The sequence below is a fragment of the Collinsella aerofaciens genome (assembly GCF_028209625.1).
Lineage (GTDB): Bacteria > Actinomycetota > Coriobacteriia > Coriobacteriales > Coriobacteriaceae > Collinsella > Collinsella aerofaciens_AM.
In genome coordinates this window covers 41,414-59,074 of the sequence record NZ_JAQLDU010000006.1, presented here as the reverse complement: position 1 = coordinate 59,074, position 17,661 = coordinate 41,414, and the positions used below count along the sequence as shown (strand labels likewise).

Annotated in this window: 21 protein-coding genes; 14 read left to right on the top strand and 7 right to left on the bottom strand. The window is 58.8% G+C overall.

Going from position 1 to position 17,661, the window contains the following annotated elements; genetic code table 11:
* The first annotated feature begins 74 nt into the window (after positions 1-74).
* From nrdG to folB, 4 genes are all read left to right on the top strand, one after another.
* Positions 75-656, top strand: a complete 582-nt coding sequence (gene nrdG / locus PMW70_RS04240) for an anaerobic ribonucleoside-triphosphate reductase activating protein (RefSeq protein ID WP_117773763.1) — start codon at positions 75-77, stop codon at positions 654-656.
* A 66-nt stretch (positions 657-722) separates the two neighbouring features.
* Positions 723-1,280: a GTP cyclohydrolase I FolE gene (gene folE / locus PMW70_RS04235; RefSeq protein ID WP_022094399.1), complete on the top strand. Its 558-nt coding sequence runs from the start codon at positions 723-725 to the stop codon at positions 1,278-1,280.
* Between the two features lie 2 nt (positions 1,281-1,282).
* Positions 1,283-1,864, top strand: coding sequence for an HD domain-containing protein (locus PMW70_RS04230; RefSeq protein ID WP_271743986.1), 582 nt, complete (start codon positions 1,283-1,285; stop codon positions 1,862-1,864).
* Positions 1,865-1,907: 43 nt separating this feature from the next.
* The gene (folB, locus tag PMW70_RS04225; RefSeq protein WP_271743985.1) at positions 1,908-2,393 is read left to right on the top strand and encodes a dihydroneopterin aldolase; all 486 of its coding nucleotides are present in this window, start codon (positions 1,908-1,910) and stop codon (positions 2,391-2,393) included.
* A 6-nt stretch (positions 2,394-2,399) separates the two neighbouring features.
* Here the strand turns inward: folB and PMW70_RS04220 are convergent, their stop codons facing one another.
* Both PMW70_RS04220 and PMW70_RS04215 read right to left on the bottom strand, forming a co-directional pair.
* Entirely contained in the window at positions 2,400-3,176 is a 777-nt protein-coding gene (locus PMW70_RS04220) for a M48 family metallopeptidase (protein ID WP_271743984.1), read from the bottom strand.
* Positions 3,177-3,250: 74 nt separating this feature from the next.
* Positions 3,251-4,264, bottom strand: a complete 1,014-nt coding sequence (locus PMW70_RS04215) for a dipeptidase (RefSeq protein WP_271743983.1) — start codon at positions 4,262-4,264, stop codon at positions 3,251-3,253.
* A 120-nt stretch (positions 4,265-4,384) separates the two neighbouring features.
* Here PMW70_RS04215 and PMW70_RS04210 point away from each other — a divergent pair, with 120 nt between their 5' ends.
* The 3 genes from PMW70_RS04210 to PMW70_RS04200 all read left to right on the top strand — a co-directional run bounded on the left by PMW70_RS04210 (position 4,385) and on the right by PMW70_RS04200 (position 6,275).
* Entirely contained in the window at positions 4,385-4,813 is a 429-nt protein-coding gene (locus PMW70_RS04210; RefSeq protein ID WP_271743982.1) for an FKBP-type peptidyl-prolyl cis-trans isomerase, read from the top strand.
* A 3-nt stretch (positions 4,814-4,816) separates the two neighbouring features.
* Positions 4,817-5,395, top strand: coding sequence for an urease accessory protein UreE (locus tag PMW70_RS04205; RefSeq protein WP_271743981.1), 579 nt, complete (start codon positions 4,817-4,819; stop codon positions 5,393-5,395).
* Between the two features lie 82 nt (positions 5,396-5,477).
* Positions 5,478-6,275 carry an HAD-IIB family hydrolase gene (locus tag PMW70_RS04200; protein ID WP_271743980.1) on the top strand — a complete coding sequence of 266 codons (798 nt, stop codon included), beginning with the start codon at positions 5,478-5,480 and terminating at the stop codon, positions 6,273-6,275.
* A 77-nt stretch (positions 6,276-6,352) separates the two neighbouring features.
* Here the strand turns inward: PMW70_RS04200 and PMW70_RS04195 are convergent, their stop codons facing one another.
* From PMW70_RS04195 to PMW70_RS04175, 5 genes are all read right to left on the bottom strand, one after another.
* A complete protein-coding gene (locus tag PMW70_RS04195) occupies positions 6,353-6,733 on the bottom strand; it encodes a Fur family transcriptional regulator (RefSeq protein WP_271743979.1) in 381 nt (126 codons plus the stop codon).
* A gap of 61 nt (positions 6,734-6,794) precedes the next feature.
* The gene (locus PMW70_RS04190) at positions 6,795-7,205 is read right to left on the bottom strand and encodes an acylphosphatase (protein WP_271743978.1); all 411 of its coding nucleotides are present in this window, start codon (positions 7,203-7,205) and stop codon (positions 6,795-6,797) included.
* A 2-nt stretch (positions 7,206-7,207) separates the two neighbouring features.
* Entirely contained in the window at positions 7,208-8,314 is a 1,107-nt protein-coding gene (locus PMW70_RS04185) for a Gfo/Idh/MocA family protein (RefSeq protein ID WP_271743977.1), read from the bottom strand.
* 74 nt (positions 8,315-8,388) lie between these two features.
* On the bottom strand, positions 8,389-8,874 hold the full coding sequence (gene rnhA, locus PMW70_RS04180) for a ribonuclease HI (RefSeq protein WP_271743976.1): 486 nt from the start codon (positions 8,872-8,874) through the stop codon (positions 8,389-8,391).
* Positions 8,875-8,973: 99 nt separating this feature from the next.
* On the bottom strand, positions 8,974-9,876 hold the full coding sequence (locus PMW70_RS04175) for a LysR family transcriptional regulator (protein ID WP_117766079.1): 903 nt from the start codon (positions 9,874-9,876) through the stop codon (positions 8,974-8,976).
* A gap of 275 nt (positions 9,877-10,151) precedes the next feature.
* Between PMW70_RS04175 and PMW70_RS04170 the strand changes: the two genes are divergently transcribed.
* From PMW70_RS04170 to PMW70_RS04140, 7 genes are all read left to right on the top strand, one after another.
* Positions 10,152-11,462, top strand: coding sequence for an O-acetylhomoserine aminocarboxypropyltransferase/cysteine synthase family protein (locus PMW70_RS04170; protein WP_117716543.1), 1,311 nt, complete (start codon positions 10,152-10,154; stop codon positions 11,460-11,462).
* A 312-nt stretch (positions 11,463-11,774) separates the two neighbouring features.
* Positions 11,775-12,551: a hypothetical protein gene (locus PMW70_RS04165; protein ID WP_117716544.1), complete on the top strand. Its 777-nt coding sequence runs from the start codon at positions 11,775-11,777 to the stop codon at positions 12,549-12,551.
* Positions 12,552-12,738: 187 nt separating this feature from the next.
* Positions 12,739-12,939 carry a hypothetical protein gene (locus tag PMW70_RS04160; RefSeq protein ID WP_118205956.1) on the top strand — a complete coding sequence of 67 codons (201 nt, stop codon included), beginning with the start codon at positions 12,739-12,741 and terminating at the stop codon, positions 12,937-12,939.
* Between the two features lie 363 nt (positions 12,940-13,302).
* Positions 13,303-14,493, top strand: coding sequence for an aldo/keto reductase (locus tag PMW70_RS04155; protein ID WP_271743975.1), 1,191 nt, complete (start codon positions 13,303-13,305; stop codon positions 14,491-14,493).
* A 90-nt stretch (positions 14,494-14,583) separates the two neighbouring features.
* On the top strand, positions 14,584-15,603 hold the full coding sequence (locus PMW70_RS04150) for a Gfo/Idh/MocA family protein (protein ID WP_271743974.1): 1,020 nt from the start codon (positions 14,584-14,586) through the stop codon (positions 15,601-15,603).
* Positions 15,604-15,747: 144 nt separating this feature from the next.
* Positions 15,748-16,614 (top strand): deoxyribonuclease IV, encoded by an 867-nt coding sequence (locus PMW70_RS04145; protein ID WP_271743973.1) that lies wholly within the window; start codon positions 15,748-15,750, stop codon positions 16,612-16,614.
* Positions 16,615-16,761: 147 nt separating this feature from the next.
* Positions 16,762-17,622, top strand: a complete 861-nt coding sequence (locus PMW70_RS04140; RefSeq protein WP_271743972.1) for an ABC transporter substrate-binding protein — start codon at positions 16,762-16,764, stop codon at positions 17,620-17,622.
* Positions 17,623-17,661 lie beyond the last annotated feature (39 nt).

The window sequence follows — 17,661 nt, the reverse complement described above, 5'->3', positions numbered from 1 at the left end:
GCAGTTTCGCAGGCCGCAGGCCGAGAATGTTTGAGGACGGGATGATATGCTCCAGACCCCCAGGAAGGTTACTTATGAACTACGCGAACATTAAGTATTTCGACATTGCTGATGGAGAAGGCGTTCGTACTTCTCTGTTTGTGAGTGGGTGCCGTCGTGGGTGCAAGAATTGCTTTAACTCTGTCGCGTGGGACTTTGCCGCGGGCGAGCCCTTTGATCGCGCCGTCGAGGACAAGATTATCGAGAGCCTCGACCATCCCTTTATCGATGGTCTGACGATTTTGGGCGGCGAGCCTATGGAACCTGAGAATCAGGCGGGACTCGTTGAGTTTGTCGAGCGTGTTCGTGCCGCTTATCCTGCGGGGTCAGGAAAGACCATTTGGTGTTTTACCGGCGATGTGCTCGAGGAGCTTATGCCGGGAGGACGCCACCATACCGAGGTCACGGACCGTATCCTTACCTGTCTTGATATGTTGGTGGACGGCCCGTTTGTTCAAGATCTGTACGATATCTCGTTGCGTTTTAGGGGCTCGAGTAACCAGCGCGTGATCGATATGAACGCCACGCGCGCCCGTGCTGAGCGCGAGGGCGTTGCGCTTTGTGATGCGGTTGAACTTTGGCGTGATGATCCGGTCTATTCGACCCATACTATGTAGCTTGTGGTCGATGCCGGAGGGCGTGGTACCATAGCGTGAACGTGAAATCGGAAAAGTGAGGCCCAGATGGTCGATCAGGAAAAAGTCGAGGCCGCCATTAAGCTGTTGCTTGAGGGCATAGGCGAGGACCCAACTCGTGAGGGCCTGCTGGAGACCCCGGCGCGCGTTGCCCGTATGTATGGTGAGATCGCCGGCGGCATGGACCAGAGTGCCGAGGAGCACCTGTCCAAAACCTTTGCCGTCGCTTCGAACGATTTGGTTATCGAGCGCGACATCACGTTCTACTCGCTGTGCGAACATCATCTGCTGCCGTTTTACGGCAAGGCCGCCATTGGTTATATCCCTAACGGTCGGGTGGCTGGGCTTTCCAAGCTCGCCCGCACGGTTGAGGTTTATGCCCGCCGTCTTCAGCTGCAGGAGCAACTGTGCGCACAGGTTGCCGATGCCCTCATGGATTATCTCGCTCCCCAGGGAGCGATTGTGTTGATGGAGGCCGAGCATATGTGCATGACGATGCGTGGCGTGCAAAAGCCCGGCACCAAGACCGTGACGCTTGCTCGCCGCGGCGTCTTTGAGACCGATCCCGCGCTCGAGGAGCGTTTCTTTAGGATGCTGGGCCGCTAACCATGAGAGTCGTCAACGACTTTACATCGAAGACCGATGAGGGGACGTCGCGTCGCGGCTTTATGGCTTCGGGCCTGGCCCCCTTTGGTGCCATGCCTCGCATTGATTTCATTTGTGCCAACGGGCTGTTCCGGCGGCACCTGGGTAACATCGTACAGTTGGAATCGGGGCGCATCTTCTGCCGCCACGGTATTGACCATCTGCTCGATGTCGCTCGCATTATGTGGATCAAGAATCTCGAGGAGCAGCTCGAATTTGACCGCGAGGTCATCTATGCCACGGCACTTCTTCACGATATCGGCAAAGATGAACAGTATGAATCGGGTATATCCCATGATGTTGCAAGTGAACGCGTCGCTGATGCGATTCTCGGTGGCATGCCCGATGACGTGGCGTTTGAGCCGGCCGATGCCGCAGCCATTAAGACGGCCATTCTGGGCCATCGAAAGCTGCGCGTGAACAGCCAACCGCTTGAGCGTCTGCTCTATGCAGCCGACAAAGCGTCGCGCGCCTGCTTTGCATGCCCCGCGCGCAATGCTTGCAACTGGAGCGATGATAAAAAGAACCTGTCGATTCGCGTGTAGTTAATTTGCGCGGTCGGGGTTCTAAACGAAGGAGACGATCGCGATGAGTAACAAGAAACTGCCCGAGAATGCAACCAAGACTGAAGGCGCCGAGCTCGCTCGCCGTGGAAGGGGCGAAATATCCACCGCAACGGCGGTGCCTCACGTGAGCTATGACGATCTGCGCCATGCCGATCGTATTGTCATTGACAGCCTTGAGGTTTTTGCCAACCATGGCGTGTATCCCGAGGAGAACGCGCTGGGTCAGAAGTTCATCGTTTCTCTGGTGCTCTATGCCGACTTGCGTGCAGCGGGGGAGCACGATAACCTGGATGCCTCGATTGACTACGGCTCGGTGTGCCACGATGTCGATGGTTATCTGCGCGAGCATACGTTTAAACTCATCGAGGCGGCAGCCGAGGGTGTGGCCCAGATGCTGCTGCGTCGTTACCCCCTGCTGCTTGGTGTGCGCATAAAGCTCGATAAGCCGTGGGCTCCTGTTGGCCTGCCCCTGGCAAGCTGCGGTGTCGAGATCGAGCGCGTGCGGTAACCGGTTCTAATACGTCTCTATGGGTGGCTGCTTGAGCCGCTGCGACAGAGCTCTATTGTTGGGGCAGTACGTGTCGAGCAAGGCGTGAAAACGCTGATTGTGGCTTGGCTCGAGCAAGTGAACGAGCTCGTGGGCGACAACCATGTCGAGGCATTCGACGGGGTAGGCGGCGAGCTCGCGCGCGATGCGAATGCCGCCGGATTTGGGCGTGCATGAGCCCCAACGCGTTTTCATGCTGCGTACGGAAATGCGGGAAACGGCGACACACATTGCGATTTCGTACGCGTGCACCATATCGCGCAGCGCCGATGTGACCTCGGACGTATAGAGCTGGTCGATGTGGGCTTGGAGCTCGTCGGACGTTAGGCCGTCGAGGATTGCGCGCCGCTTGGCCTGTGGGCCTTCGTCCGATTCGTCGGTACCCATAAAACTTGCGAAGGTGGCCTGCTTGGGCCGCGGTGTGGGCGATGCAAAGTTGTGATCGAGTGCATCCTGTACCGTGATGGGCTTGCCCCAAAGCGCAATGATGGACGAGGGGCTGAGCGGCTCTCGCGCCGTCGCCTGACGTTGCTCGCGCTGGGCAAGTCGGCTGATAATCCAGGCACTGTTGCGCTTCACAAACGCTTCGATACGTTCGCGGCTGGCGCCGAGCGGTGCGCTAGCATGGACCTCACCGCTCGATGTGACGCGTAGGTTGAAGTTCTTGACGCGCTTTTTGGTAACGACGATGGAGATGGGCGTCCCATCCGGTCGAGATACGGAAATCGTAAACTGCTGCGTCAAAAGCGGTCCTTCAGATTGCTGACGGGCCGGCATGTCGACCGTTCGGCATGCCGGCCCGCTCAAGGGATGTGAAATTAATAACGCTCGAAGAAGGCAAGGGCGTTGTCACTGCAGAGTTTCTGCATCACGGTCTTGCCAAAATGCTTGGAGAGCATGTTCTGGAATTCGGGCATCTTGCTAGCATCGGAGAGGAAGGCGGGTACCGTGGCGCCGTCCCAGTCGCCACCGAGTGCGATGACGTCTTCGCCGCCCAGGTCGAGCCAGTGCTCGATATGGGCCGCCAGCTGGTCGAAGGTGACATCTGCGGCGGTCTTGTCGGTTGCTTCGTTAGATAGGAACTCGCTGCAGTAGTTGAGGCCGACGATGCCGCCCATGTCGCGAATGGTGCGGAGCTGGTCGTCGGTAAGGTTGCGCTTGACGCCGCAAACCGCGCGGGAGTTGGAGTGGCTGGCGACGAAGGGGCGCGTTGCGCGGGCGGCAACTTCGTCAAAGCACTCGTCGTTAAGATGGGAGACGTCAAGCACCATGCCGGCGTGCTCCATCTGCGTAAGCGCCTCGATGCCGGCGGCGGTGAGGCCGGCGTGGGTATCGTGCCCGCTCGCGAGCGGTCCCTGCGCATTCCAGCTGAGTGATGACATGAGCACGCCCAAGCTCTTGAGCACCTCGATCAGTGCGGGGTCCTCGGCAAAGAACGTGGCGTTTTCGATGGTGTGGATGCAGGCGACCTTGCCCTCCTTGAGCGCGGGACGAATGTCTGCGGCGCTGCGCACGTTGACCATGCGGTCGTGATTGAGCATTGCCTGGCCGCTCATATGCGCCATGATTTGCGCCTGGAAGCGCGCGGCGTGGGCGGCGGGAATCTCGTCGGGGACAAACGTGGCGAAACATTGTGCCCACGGCGTGTTGCCGATCTTTGCGAGCGAGATGGCGCAGGCGTTACCCTCGATGAGGTCGAAATCTTGCGGATGCGTTTCGTCGCCGGGGAAATAACCGTCGGTGCCGGCGGTAAAGCGCAGGTCGAGATCGAGCGTGGCCCAGCCGATGCGGTCGGCGGTGTCGCAGTGTAGGTCAAATACGGGATATGCCATGGTTCCTCCGGTTGCAGCGTTTCTTTGCAAACTGTCTTTGAATTGTATGACTAGGGTATAGTTAGCGCCATATGTTCACGGCGGCCCGCGTTGTGTGCCGCCCTTATCACGGAGGTTGCCATGTCCAACCAGGGCAAGAAGGTTAAGACTCATTATCGCGGCACGCTCGACGACGGCACGCAGTTCGATAGCTCCTACGATCGCGGCGAGCCGCTGGAGTTCACCTGCGGCGCCGGTCAGATGATCAAGGGCTTCGATGCCGCTGTTGTCGACATGCAGGTGGGCGAGAAGAAGACCGTGCACATTCCTGCTGCCGATGCCTACGGCGAGTACAACCCCGAGATGGTCCTGACCTTCCCGGCCGAACAGGTTCCCAACATCGAGCAGATCGAGAAGGGCATGAAGCTCTTCCTGTCCACGCCGAGCGGTATGCCCGTCCCCGCCGTGGTCATCGACGTAACGCCCGAGGCCGTGACGCTCGACGCTAACCACGAGCTGGCCGGCAAGGACCTCAACTTTAATATCGAGCTCGTCGAGGTCGAGGACTAGTTGATGCCCACGGACCTGGTATCTACGCAGCGCTTGGGAAATCTCAACGACCCGTCCTATGAGCTCCTGCTTCGTCGGGAGCTGGGCGGCATCTTTGAGATTGACGAGCTGCTGCTCGATTGGGACCAGGCTGATGCGCGCGCGTTTGTGGGCGTGACGGAGCTGGGGCGCACGTTGAATGTCCGGCTGGATGCCGCGGATGTTGAGCGTCTTGCCGACGGCGACGTGCTCGCTGTCGACCGCACGGGCGCGGTGTCCGTGGTGGTTGTCGTGCGCCTGCGCAGCGCCGAGGTCTATTTGGTCGAAGTCGACCGCATGGATCCGATTGCGCTTGCGCATGCGTGCTGGGAGATCGGCAACATGCACGCACCGCTCTTCCGGGGCGACTCGGACGAGCATGCCGTGCGCATGTATACGCCGGTGCAGCCTGTTTTGGGCCGCATGCTGCGGGGTATCGAGGGCGTTCGGCTCTCGGTAGTCACGCGCGAGCTCGATGCCAGTCGGCGCTTTGCGTCGAGCGCGGCGGATGTTGTCGTGAGTATGGCTCCCGACTTTACAATCGTAAAGGCGGCGCGTGGTTAACGCGCATATATGCAAGACGGACTTTGAGAGGCAACGATTCAAAGTCCGTCTTGCTGTTGATGAGATGTTTTGGGGGAAACATATGGGTCTTGAGGGAATCAAGCTGATCGCCTGCGATTTGGATGGCACGTTGCTGCATCCGGGGGAGCGCGAGCCGCGTTCCGAGGCGTTTGAGCTCATCGATGAGCTACATCGTCGCGGCATTGTGTTTATGCCGGCGAGCGGTCGTCAGTATGCGAGCTTGCGCTACCTGTTTGCCCCGGTGGCCGACGAGCTTGCCTATGTGTGCGAAAACGGCGCCCTGGTCATGAGTGAGGGGCGCGCTGTCGTCAAGCGTGCTATGGAGCGTGACCTGGCGATGGATATCGCGAATGCCGTGGTCGCCTATCCTCATGCCGACGTAACCCTTTCCTGCGAGGGTCACCTTTATACCGTAAGCGGCAACGATGCGTTCGTCGACCATTTGCGCTATGAGGTCCACTGCGATGTGGCTGTGGTTGATTGCCCCGAGGACATTGACGAGGACGTCATTAAGATCGCGTTCCAAACACCCGAGGCAGTGCAGCCGGCGGCGCTGGAATATTTTGCGGGTCGCTTTAGCGACCGAGTCGATGTGATGACGTCGGGAACCGAATGGACTGACTTTATCGGCTTTGACTCGGGCAAGGGGTCCGCGCTTGCCGATTATGGTCGTGCGCTGGGAATCTCCCCTGACGAGATGATGGCGTTTGGCGATAACGAAAACGACCGCGACATGCTCAACGTGGTGGGCCACCCTTATCTGATGGAGGGCTGCAATCCCAGCATGCGCGGTGTCAATGACCGCGTCCGCTACGTGCGCACGGTCGAAGAAGAGCTGCGTCGCCTGCTTGCCGAGTAGACATTTGGGACATGCCTAGAAATCTACCTTTTGCCGCCATCGGTGGAAAGGGAGATTTTAAGGCATGTCCCAAATGTCTACCTACAGTTGGGGCAGAGGCCCTCGAAGATGGTGTAGTGCGAGGTGACGTCCCAGCCGATTTGCTCGGATGCCTTGGTATCGAGCTGATCGTCGAAGGGGAGCGGCACGTCGATGACGCGGCTGCACGAGGTACAGATGATATGCGCATGCGGCTCGATGGTGCGATCGAAGCGGCTGCCGCCCGGCGTCTTGATGGAGAGGATCTCCCCGGCATCGGCCAAGAGGTTGAGGTTGCGGTACACCGTGCCGCGGCTGATTCTGTCGTCCTGCTCGCGCACGGCGTTGTAGATCTCATCGGCGGTGGGATGGTTATAGCTTTGGCGCACGGCGTCGAGAACCAGCTTTCGCTGCTTGGTGTTTCTTCTTTGCACGGTCATGCGCCTCGCCTCTTTTCCATCAATGTAGGTAAGTAAATGATACCGTATTTAGCACACAATACTAATAGCGAGGGTTGAAACCATCTTCGTCGGCAAGCGTGGCGCGGGCTTGTGCGTCCACGAGGCGAAAACGAATGCCCATCCGCTTGTAGGAGGCATGGAGCGCTTCGAGGTGAGACAGGATATTCGCAGGCGCGCCCTGTACCTCCATCTCGACCGAACCGTCCTCCATGTTACGCACCCAGCCGGTGAGTGCGCGTGCCTGCGCGAGGTTGGTGTTGGTAAAGCGAAAGCCGACGCCCTGGACTTGGCCCTCCCACCGTAGAAAATAGCGCTGGGGAGCGTTTTGGGTGGCCTCGTCGCTTGCTAGCACGGTAAGCCTACGTCGCAGCTCGAGCTCAACGTTTGATGGTTTTTGAGGCTCTCGACTGCCGCCGGTGACGCTGGAGAAGAACGTATCGAAGAAGCCCATCGCTAGGCCTGCTTGCCTGCGTCGGCCGGGAAGGAAATGCCGGCCTGCTGGCGTACGGCATCCATGATGCGCAGCGAGACGAGCGTGACATCGCGGTAGTGGCCGAGCTCGTGGCGTCCCGCCGGGGTCTCCCAAATCTCTTCCTTTGCGTTATCGATACCGCCGATGGCGCTGATAAAGTCTGCGAGTTCGTATTCCATAGTGTTGCTCGATTTGGGAAGGTCGAGCACGCGGCCGTTGTTGCCCTGTTCGCGCGGTGCCTCGGTCGCCGAGCCACGTACGACGTCGCCGCGATAGTCGATGCGGACGTTGCAGGGCGTGGACAGATGGTCGATCTGGATAGTGCCACGCTCGCCTTCGATCTGCGAGGGCAGCAGGTCATTCGTAATTTTGGAGTGCGCAAGCTCGACGGAGATACGGCCACCGCCGTAGCTGGCGAGGATGGAACCGCAGCCGTCGATGGGGCCGTGCGTGAGCTGTCGCGTGGTGGGGTCGAGCAGAGTAGTCATGCTCGTAAGGCCGGAGGGCATGCCGAAAATTTCGACCATGGGCTCGACGGTGTAGACGCCGATGTCCATGAGGGAACCCGATGCCATATTGCAGTCGAAGATATTGGTGGCGCGTCCCGCGAGAATCTCGTTGTAGCGCGAGGAATATTTGCCAAAGCGCAATGAGGCACGGCGGATGGGGGCGATCTCGCCCAGGGCGTCCTCGATGGCGTGGAAAGCGGGGTCGTGGAGCGGGCGCATGGCCTCGAGGGCTACGACGCCAGCTGCCTCGGCAGCGCGGAAGACTTCCAGCGCCTGCGCTTCGGTGGCGCAGAAGGGCTTTTCGACGATAACGTGCTTGCCGCCGGCGATGCAGGCGAGCGCCTGCTCGTAATGGAGCGCGTTGGGGCTGCCGATGTAGACGGCATCGACGTCGGCGGCGGACGCGAGCTCGTCGAGTGCGGTGAAGTTGCGCTCGCCGCCGCGCTCAGCGGTAAAGGCAGCGCCGCGCTCGGCGTTGCGCGAGAGCGTGCCTACGAATACGGCCTGGTCGTTTGCATTGACGACTTGGATAAAGTCGTCGGTGATCATGGATGTGCCGATGGTCGCTATGCGCAGCATGTGTCCCCCTTGCATTGTTTGGTCTACAGGACGAGTGTAGCGCGAGGGGGACGCAAAAGCGTGCGAAAACGCCGCTACAGGTCGCTCTCGTTAAAGCCGGCGTCGATATCGAGGTTGGCTCCGTCGGCTGCGGTGGTGGCAAGCTCGTCGCAGCGCTCGTTGAGCTCATGGCCGGCGTGACCCTTAACCCAGATGAACTCAACCTTGTGCTTGCTTTTGGCGGCAAGCAGACGCTCCCACAGGTCGCGGTTCTTAACGGGCTGCTTGTTGGAGGTTTTCCACCCGCGCTTTTTCCAGCCGTCGATCCAGTGCTTGTTGAAGGCGTTGACGACGTACTGCGAGTCGGAATGGATTTCGACCTCGCAGGGGCGGTTGAGCGCCTCGAGCGCCACGATAACGGCCATGAGCTCCATGCGGTTGTTGGTGGTCTTGGCGTAGCCGCGCGAAAGCTCGGAGGTGAAGGTCTTGCCGGCGGGGTTGGTGTATTTGAGTACGGCGCCGTAGCCACCGCGTCCCGGATTTGATCGGGCCGAGCCGTCGGTATAGATGATGACCTTCACGGACTTCCTTTCGTCGAGTGCATTTCATATGAGTGACCATTGTAGCGCCATGCCCGCCGGGGGCTAGCAATCTACGATTTCTACCCCGTCTTCCGACTGTTAGTTGGCATGGATGATGCGGTTGAGCTCGTCGAGGTATTGCTGCAAGAGGGGAGAGGGCTTGCGCTCGTCGTGCATGATATAGCCTACGTGCATCGTTGGGGCGTCTGCTAACGGGATCGATGCCATACCCCATTGCATTTCATTGGAGAGGACACCGGTCGACAGGGTGTAACCGTTCGACGTGATAAGTAAGTTAGTAAGTGTTCCGCGGTCCGAGATTCGTATGTTGCGGTCGCAAGGGATATAGCTAAAAGGTTCCTCGGCGTAATAGAAGGAGTTTGAGGTTCCCTGCTCAAAGCTGTAGCGCGTATAGGGCGTGAGGTCAGCAAGCGATAGCTGGGGACGACGTGCGAGCGGGTGGCGCTCGCTCACGAAGACGTGGACCGTTGCGTCGAAGAGGGGATGGAAACTTGCGCGAGCATCGGCGAAGGCCTTCTGCAGGACGCGGGCGTTAAAGTCATCCAGATACAGAATGCCGATGTCGCTGCGAAATGCGCGGACGTCGTCGATGATCTGCGACGTGGTGGTCTCGCGCATGATGAACTCGAACTTGCTGTCGCGGCAGCGCTCGACTACGTTGACAAAGGCCTCGACCGAAAAGGCGTAGTGCTGGGCGGAAATGGCGAGGCGGGCTTGCGGGGTGCCACCGTCCTCGTAGCGTGCCTCGAGCATGTCGGCCTGCTCTACGACCTGGCGCGCATAGCCCAAAAGCTCGGTGCCGTCGTTGGTGAGCGTGACGCCGCGGCTGGAGCGCGTAAAGATCTCCAGATGGAGCTCTTGTTCTAGGCTTTTGACGGCGTTTGAGATGTTGGACTGAGCGGTATAGAGGCGCTGAGCTGCGGCGTTGATTGAGCCGGACTCTGCCACGGCGATAAGAAAACGAAGCTGCTGGAGTGTCATCGGTGCCCGTCCTTTCGATAGCTATCTAAAAAACCGATAACAGGTTAGCGCTTTTAAGTGATTGACCGAGCGAAACAATGCTCGTACTATTCAAAACACACAAAGGCGGTAGGTAATTAAGCCGACCACGGAACCGGGATGTCAAAAGGAGGACCGCATATGAACTGCTTACCAAGTCGAATGCCGGGCTCCTGTTTGCGCCCGTCGGCGTGATCAGGAGACAGCGACTTACTTCTCTCTTATTTATTTACTTTCGTTCGATCAAGGAGATCATCATGAGCCAGTTCATCAACAACCCCGAGCACACCTTTGGTTTCGATACCCTGCAGCTTCATGTTGGCCAGGAGAGCGCCGACCCCGCATCCGACTCCCGCGCCGTGCCTATCTACCAGACCACGAGCTATGTGTTCCGCAACTCCCAGCACGCCGCCGATCGCTTTGGTCTTGCCGACGCCGGTAACATCTACGGCCGTCTGACCAACTCCACCCAGGGCGTCTTTGAGGACCGTATCGCCGCGCTCGAGGGTGGCGTGGCCGGTCTTGCCGTCGCCTCCGGTGCCGCTGCCATCACCTATACCCTGCAGGCTCTTGCCCAGGCTGGTGACCACGTGGTGGCTCAGAAGACCATCTACGGCGGTTCCTACAACCTGCTCGAGCATACGCTCTCCCAGTTTGGCGTCGAGACCACGTTTGTCGATGCCCACAACCTGGAAGAGGTTGAGGGTGCCATCAAGGACAACACCACGGTCATCTATCTCGAGACGCTCGGCAACCCCAACTCTGACATCCCCAACATCGACGCCATCTCCGAGATCGCCAAGAAGCACGGTCTGCCGGTTGTCGTCGACAACACTTTCGGCACCCCGTATCTGTTCCGTCCGCTGGAGCATGGCGCCAACATCGTTGTCCACTCCGCAACCAAGTTCATCGGCGGCCACGGCACCTCGCTGGGCGGTGTGATCGTCGACGGCGGTAACTTCGATTGGAAGGCGAGCGGAAAGTACGCCCAGATCGCTGAACCCAACCCCTCCTACCATGGCGTCTCGTTTGCCGAGGCTGCCGGTCCCGCCGCCTTCGCAACCTATGTCCGCGCCATCCTGCTGCGTGACGAGGGTGCCTGCATCAGCCCGTTCAACGCCTGGGTCCTGCTCCAGGGCACCGAGACCCTGTCGCTGCGCGTTGACCGTCATGTCGAGAACACCAAGAAGGTCGTTGAGTTCCTGGCTGGTGACAGCCACGTCGCCAAGGTGAACCACCCGAGCCTGCCTGAGCACCCCGATCACGAGCTCTATCAGAAGTACTTCCCCCGTGGCGGCGCCTCGATCTTTACCTTTGAGATCAAGGGCGGCCAGGAGGCTGCATGGAAGTTCATCGATCACTTGCAGGTGTTCTCGCTGCTCGCCAACGTGGCCGACGTCAAGTCGCTCGTCGTGCACCCGGCTACCACCACGCACTCCCAGCTCTCTGCTGAGGAGCTCGCCGAGCAGAACATCACACCCTCCACGATCCGTCTTTCTATCGGTACCGAGAACGCCGAGGACATCATTTGGGACCTGAAGCAGGCCTTTGCCGCACTGGACGAGTAGGGCGACTTGTGCAAGGACCTCTTTCGACTCGATAGGTATAACTGCATAAAATGCCTGCTCAAGGCGTCTGCGCAAGCAATGGTTGCACAGACGCCTTTTTTGCATAGAGAGGGTGCAAAAACAGGGTTTTTGACACGCTTTATGCATTCGAGTTATGGAAAACTCCTGTTGAGAGGATGTGAGTTTTACGCAATTGACGTGCACCTTTTGAGAAAAACCGCAGGTCGCGATTTGCTCGGGGTACTATGCAGCGCGATCGAATCACACGCAGCTTAAACGCAGCAAAAACGTACTACGGAGGTTTCCAGCTACATGAGGATCGATTCACGAAAACCGAAAGCCGCCGCCCTTTCCGCCGCTCTGACCGTGGCACTTTTGGCGGGCGCCGGCGCAACTGATGCCCACGCGACGACACTATCCGATACGGTCGGATCTACGTCGTCCGAGGCGACGCTGGTGCAGCCCGTCGACTACCGCGGCGACGGTTATGGCTCTATGCAGGAGTGGAACGCCTCGATGGGGGCAAAGCGCGATTCCCTGGAGATGCGCGCTCAGATCATTATGAACATGTACGGTGACTATGCCACCGATGACGAGCGCGCTGTACTACAGGGTTGCATCGACGGTGCGGGCAGTCTTTTGACGATGGATGAGGTCGACGCCAAGTCGACCGAGCTCGACGAGCTTCGCTCCACGCTTGAGGATGCCAAGCGCGAGGCGCTCGAGGCTGCCGCAGCCGAAGCCGAGGCCGCTGAGGCCGTTCAGGCTTCGTATTACAACGCCGGCTCCGGCTCGTCTTACACGTCTGCTGCGTATTGCGCGAACGGCTCGGGTCTGACGCGCTCGAGCGGCGTCAATAACTATAACGGCCGCCGCGAGACTTATTACAGCAGCAACGTGTTGTATCACCACCGCACGGGCGAATGGACGCAGGATTCCGAGGGCTTTTGGCGCGATTCCGATGGCTACTACGTCGTTGCCGCGGGCGATAAGGCCCAGGGCTCGACTTTTACGGGCTCTAAGGGCGAGTGCAAGGTCTATGACTCCGGCTGTGCTGCCGGAACCACCGACTACTATACCGGTTGGTAATCTGCCATAAGCCAATAGGACATGACGGGCGGGCGTCTTTACCGAGCCTTTGGGCAACGTAAGGGCGTCCGTTTTTTGTGCGTGCTTGAGTTAACAGAGCACTTACCGTGGCCGTACGCCGCGCATATGGGCGCGGGGCACACTAAGTCACGAGAAACAAAGTCGTTCTCGTGGAGGAAGTGGTCTTGTGAACGCTCGAGATATCGCCGTTGCCGCCGTTGCATTGACGCTTGGCTGCCTTGGTCCTACGGCCGCGCTCGTCGCGGGTATGCAGGGCACGTGCGGAGCTGCTCCTATCGTTGTGGGGGCCCTGATTGCTGTCGCTGCGCTGGGAAGCGCCGGCGTCGTCCTTTGCCGTGATGATGAGGACGAGATCGTGGGGTCCTAAAGTTAGCCTCAACTCTGGTTTTACCGGAGCGTGTTGCGTGCTCCGGATAGCGGTATTTAGAAGAACAAACGCATGGGAACTCACGGCTTAAAGCCAAACCAGTGTGGGGTGTCGCACGAGAGCGTGTGGGTGAGGTCGACCCAGCGATAATCGTTGCTTTTGAGCTGGGAGGCGAGGTTCCAAAGGTCGAGCGCGGGCATGGGCGGCTCCTTTCATCGGGCTTTTTGCTGATGTTAAAGCGGTGCCGTGACAGCTCGATTTCTGCTGCGTTACGATACGTTCTCGATTGCGATTCCACGATGTTTCGGCCGCGTGACCATTGTGTTTCGTCTTGCCGGGGTGCTGATGGCGAAAGGAGGGGCCGTGCAATACCGCGTTGACCCCAAAAGTGGTAACCGAATATCTGCTCTGGGTCTGGGCTGCATGAGATTTCCCGGTGCGCCGGGACGTCCGGATGCGAAGACAGCCGATGCCATCATTTCCCGTGCGGTGGAGCAGGGGATTAATTATCTGGATACCGCGTATCTCTATCCCGGTAACGAGGTGTGCGTGGGCGCCTCACTTGAGCGCCTGGGTCTGCGCGACCGCGTGTTGCTCGCGACTAAGTTGCCGCACGCTTCGTGCAAGTGCGCGGAGGATTTCGACCGGTTCTTCGACGAGCAACTGCGCCGCCTGCGGACCGACCATATCGACTATTACCTTATGCACAACATCACTTCGCCCGCCCAGTGGGAGCACGTGGTGGCGTTGGGCATCGAAGACTGGATTGCGCACCAAAAGGCTGCGGGGCGTATTCGCCAGATAGGTTTTTCGTATCACGGCAGTGCGACGGACTTCCTGACGATGCTCGACGCGTATGACTGGGATTTTTGCCAGATTCAGTACAACTACGCTGGAGAGCGCTACCAAGCGGGAACGGCGGGACTTATAGCAGCCGCCGAGCGCGGGCTCGCGGTGTTTGTGATGGAACCGCTTTTGGGCGGACGCCTGGCGGGCAAGCTGCCTCCGCGGGCCCGCGCCGTGCTCGATGACGTACGCGATCCGTACCTGAAGACGCCGGCTGCTTGGGGCCTTTCGTGGGTGTGGAACCATCCTCAAGTCACGATGCTGCTTTCGGGCATGACCGATACCGCGCAGGTGGACGAGAACGCGGTGCTGGCCGATCGGGCCCTGCCGGATTCGATGACAGCCGCTCAGCTCGATACCATCGCACGCGTGCTGGCGGAGTTTGAAAAATCGAATCGCGTGCCCTGCACGGGATGCGGCTACTGCATGCCATGTCCCAAGGGTATTAACATTCCCGGCTGCTTTGCCGCCTACAACGCGAGCTATGCGCACAGCTGGTTTACGGGGCTGTCGCAATACTTTACGGCGAGCGCGGTGCGCACGAGCGAGCCCAAGCTCGTGAGCAATTGCGTCAAGTGCGGCAAATGTGCGCGTCACTGCCCGCAACACATCGATATCCCCGAGCGTCTCGACGACGCGCGCCGACGTTTCCAGCCTGGCCCCGTGACGGCGGTGCTCAAGGCCTTCGGCAAAACGCGCTCCTCATGACCCTTTTATAACTTGCGGTGGAATAGTTCCTGTTTGCGGCAGAATGGGGCTTAAACAGGAACTATTCCACCGCAACTGAAGGGGGCTGTCGTGGGCCATCGGGATTCATGTGATGATTTGCGCGAGGTTCGTTGGGGCGTTTTGGGCGCTGGGCACATTTCGCATCGATTTGCATCGTCGCTCAAGGAGGTGGACGGGGCGCGGCTTGTGGCTGCCGCCGGTCGCGCCCCTTCGCATGTTGAGGAGTTTTGCAGGGCGTTTTCGATTGATGCCGCGCACAGCTATGCCACGACTGACGATAGCGGCGATGCGGCTTATGATGCGCTGATTGCCGACCCCGATGTCGACGCAATCTACTTGGCTCTTCCACATGGCATGCATGCGCATTGGGTCTGTCGGGCACTGCGCGCGGGAAAGGCCGTGCTGTGCGAAAAACCGGCCGTTTTGAGTGAGGAAGAGGCTCTATCGATTGCCTCCACCTCTCGCGAGCGCGGCGTACTGTTTATGGAGGCGATGAAAAATCGGTTTTGTCCGATGCATACTCGCGTGAAGGGTTTGCTTGCGTCGGGCGAGCTCGGCTGTATCGTCTCGATCGAAAGCGTGCAAAAACTCGATTATGGTGAGTCCCCTTCGAGTTATCTGCTCGATCCGTTGCAGGGTGGCTGTCTATATGACATGGGCTGCTATGCGGTCGGGTGGTTTGAGGATCTGCTTGCGGGTGCGTGCGATGTTTCGTCTCGTGAAGTTCGCTGGCGTGACGTATTAGGCGGCCGCGTGGATTGGGCCGATGAGATCAATATGAGTGTCGGCGGTATACCCATTCATATGGTGTGCGACGGCAAAGCAGTATATGAAAGCCGCTTAATGATTGCTTGCGAACGGGGTTCGGTGGAAATCGAGCGCCTCCATCGCCCCGAGCTCGCCCATGTGAAGTACTCCGACGGACGAATGCTCGAAATTAATGCCCCGTTTGATGTCGATGATTTCTACGGCGAAATTCAGCATGCGACGCAGCTCGTCCAGACGGGAGAGCTTGAAAGCCCCGTTATGCCTCTTGCCGCCACGCAGCGCTGCGCGCAGATAATCGATGCGATTCGCTTGACGCTCTAGGCTGCGGTGCTGGTGCTTAAGGGGGCTCGGCGGACCTTGCCCCTGATGCCCCTTTTATATCTTGCGGTGGAATACGGTCTGTTTGCGCCAAAATAAGGCACCAATAGACCGTATTTCACCGCAACTGATGAGGGGGAGTTGGAGATGCTGACGATCGGGTGTCATCTTTCGACGACGAAGGGCTATCGGGCGATGGGGGAGACGGCGTTGTCCATTGGCGCCAATACCTTTGCGTTCTTTACGCGCAACCCGCGCGGTGGCAAGGCAAAAGACCTTGACATGGATGACGTGGCGGCTCTGCGCGAGCTTATGGCGCAAAACGACTTTGGACCGCTGGTGGCGCATGCCCCGTATACCTATAACCCCTGCTCCGCTAAGGAGCGAGCGCGCGAGTTTGCCTTGGAGGCTATGGCAGAAGATTTGCGGCGTCTGGAAACACTGCCCGGCAACTACTACAACTTCCATCCCGGTGCGCATGTGGGACAGGGGGCAGACACCGGCATTCAGATGATTGTCGACACGCTGTGCCAGGTGATGTTTGAGGGCCAGCAGACGACGGTATTGCTCGAGACCATGGCGGGTAAGGGCACCGAGGTGGGCCGTAGCTTTGAAGAGCTGGCGTGCATTATCGAGGGCGTTGCCGCCAAGTGTCCAGAGCTGTCCGATAAGCTGGGCGTTTGTTTGGACACCTGCCATGTGAGCGATGCCGGCTACGACATCATCCATGATCTGGACGGCGTACTCGACGAGTTCGACCGCGTGGTGGGCATCGATCGCCTGCATGCCGTACACATCAACGATTCGAAGAACCCTTGTGGCGCCCATAAAGATCGTCACGAGTGCATCGGCAAGGGATACCTTGGCAGCGAGGAATTTGGCGGCGGTATGCAGGTTATGCAGAATATTGTATCGAATAGCTGCTTGCGTGCACTTCCATTTATTTTGGAGACGCCGAACGAACTTACAGGTTATGCAGCGGAAATTACGCTATTAAGGTCGTTACAGCAGTAACAACTGTCACAAAGTGGAGTGTTCCATTCACGTTATGGGATTGTTTCAATCAGTTTTCTCATTGCAGATTCGTAATTCCGGGTGCATAATAGCCAACAGTTTTTGCAGACCTCTGAATCAAACGGGGTCACCGGAAGGAGACTGATTATGAAGCTCAAGAAGCTTGGCGCATTTGCCGCCACGGGCGCCATGGCGCTCGCCCTCGCACTGACGGGCTGCGGCTCGTCCAACGCCACCTCTGGTTCCGATGCCGGTTCCAGCAGCTCTGATGACGTGAAGGTCGAGAAGGTCGACGGCTCCAAGGAGTATGCACTCGTCAAGGACGGTACACTCACCGTCGGCACCTCTGCCGAGTACGCGCCGTTTGAGTACAAGGATGACAACGGCGATTACCAGGGCTTTGACCTTGAGCTCATCAAGGCTATCGGTGACAAGCTGGGTCTGGATGTCGAGTACGTCAACAACGACTTCGACACGCTCGTCCCTGGCGTTGCTTCGGGCGCCAAGTACGATGCCGCCATCGCGGCTATCACTGACACGCCCGAGCGTGAGAAGGAAGTCGCGTTCTCCGACTCTTACTACATGGACGATCAGGCTATCGTGACCAAGGTCGATAACACCGACATTACGGCCGATAACTTCAGCGAGAAGCTCAACAACGCCGACGCTACCATCATCGTCCAGTCTGGCTCGACCGCCGAGGCCTTTGCCCAGGAGAACTTCCCGAAGGCCAAGATCGTCCCCTACAAGGACGCTACCGAGTGCTTCAGCGCCCTGCAGTCCGATAAAGGCGACGCCGTAGTCACCAACCGCTCCGTTGCCAGCCAGCTGACCGCCGAGCAGTTCAACACCTGCCAGACCATCAAGCAGATCAGCACCGGCGAGGAGTACGCCATCGCCATCAACCAGGGCAACACCAAGCTCAAGGACGACATCAACCAGGCCATCAAGGACCTGACCGATGACGGTACCGTCGACGCCCTCATGTCTAAGTACAACATCAAGTAAATAGATGCTTGATTGCGCATGGGCCCTTTCCGTTTTGCG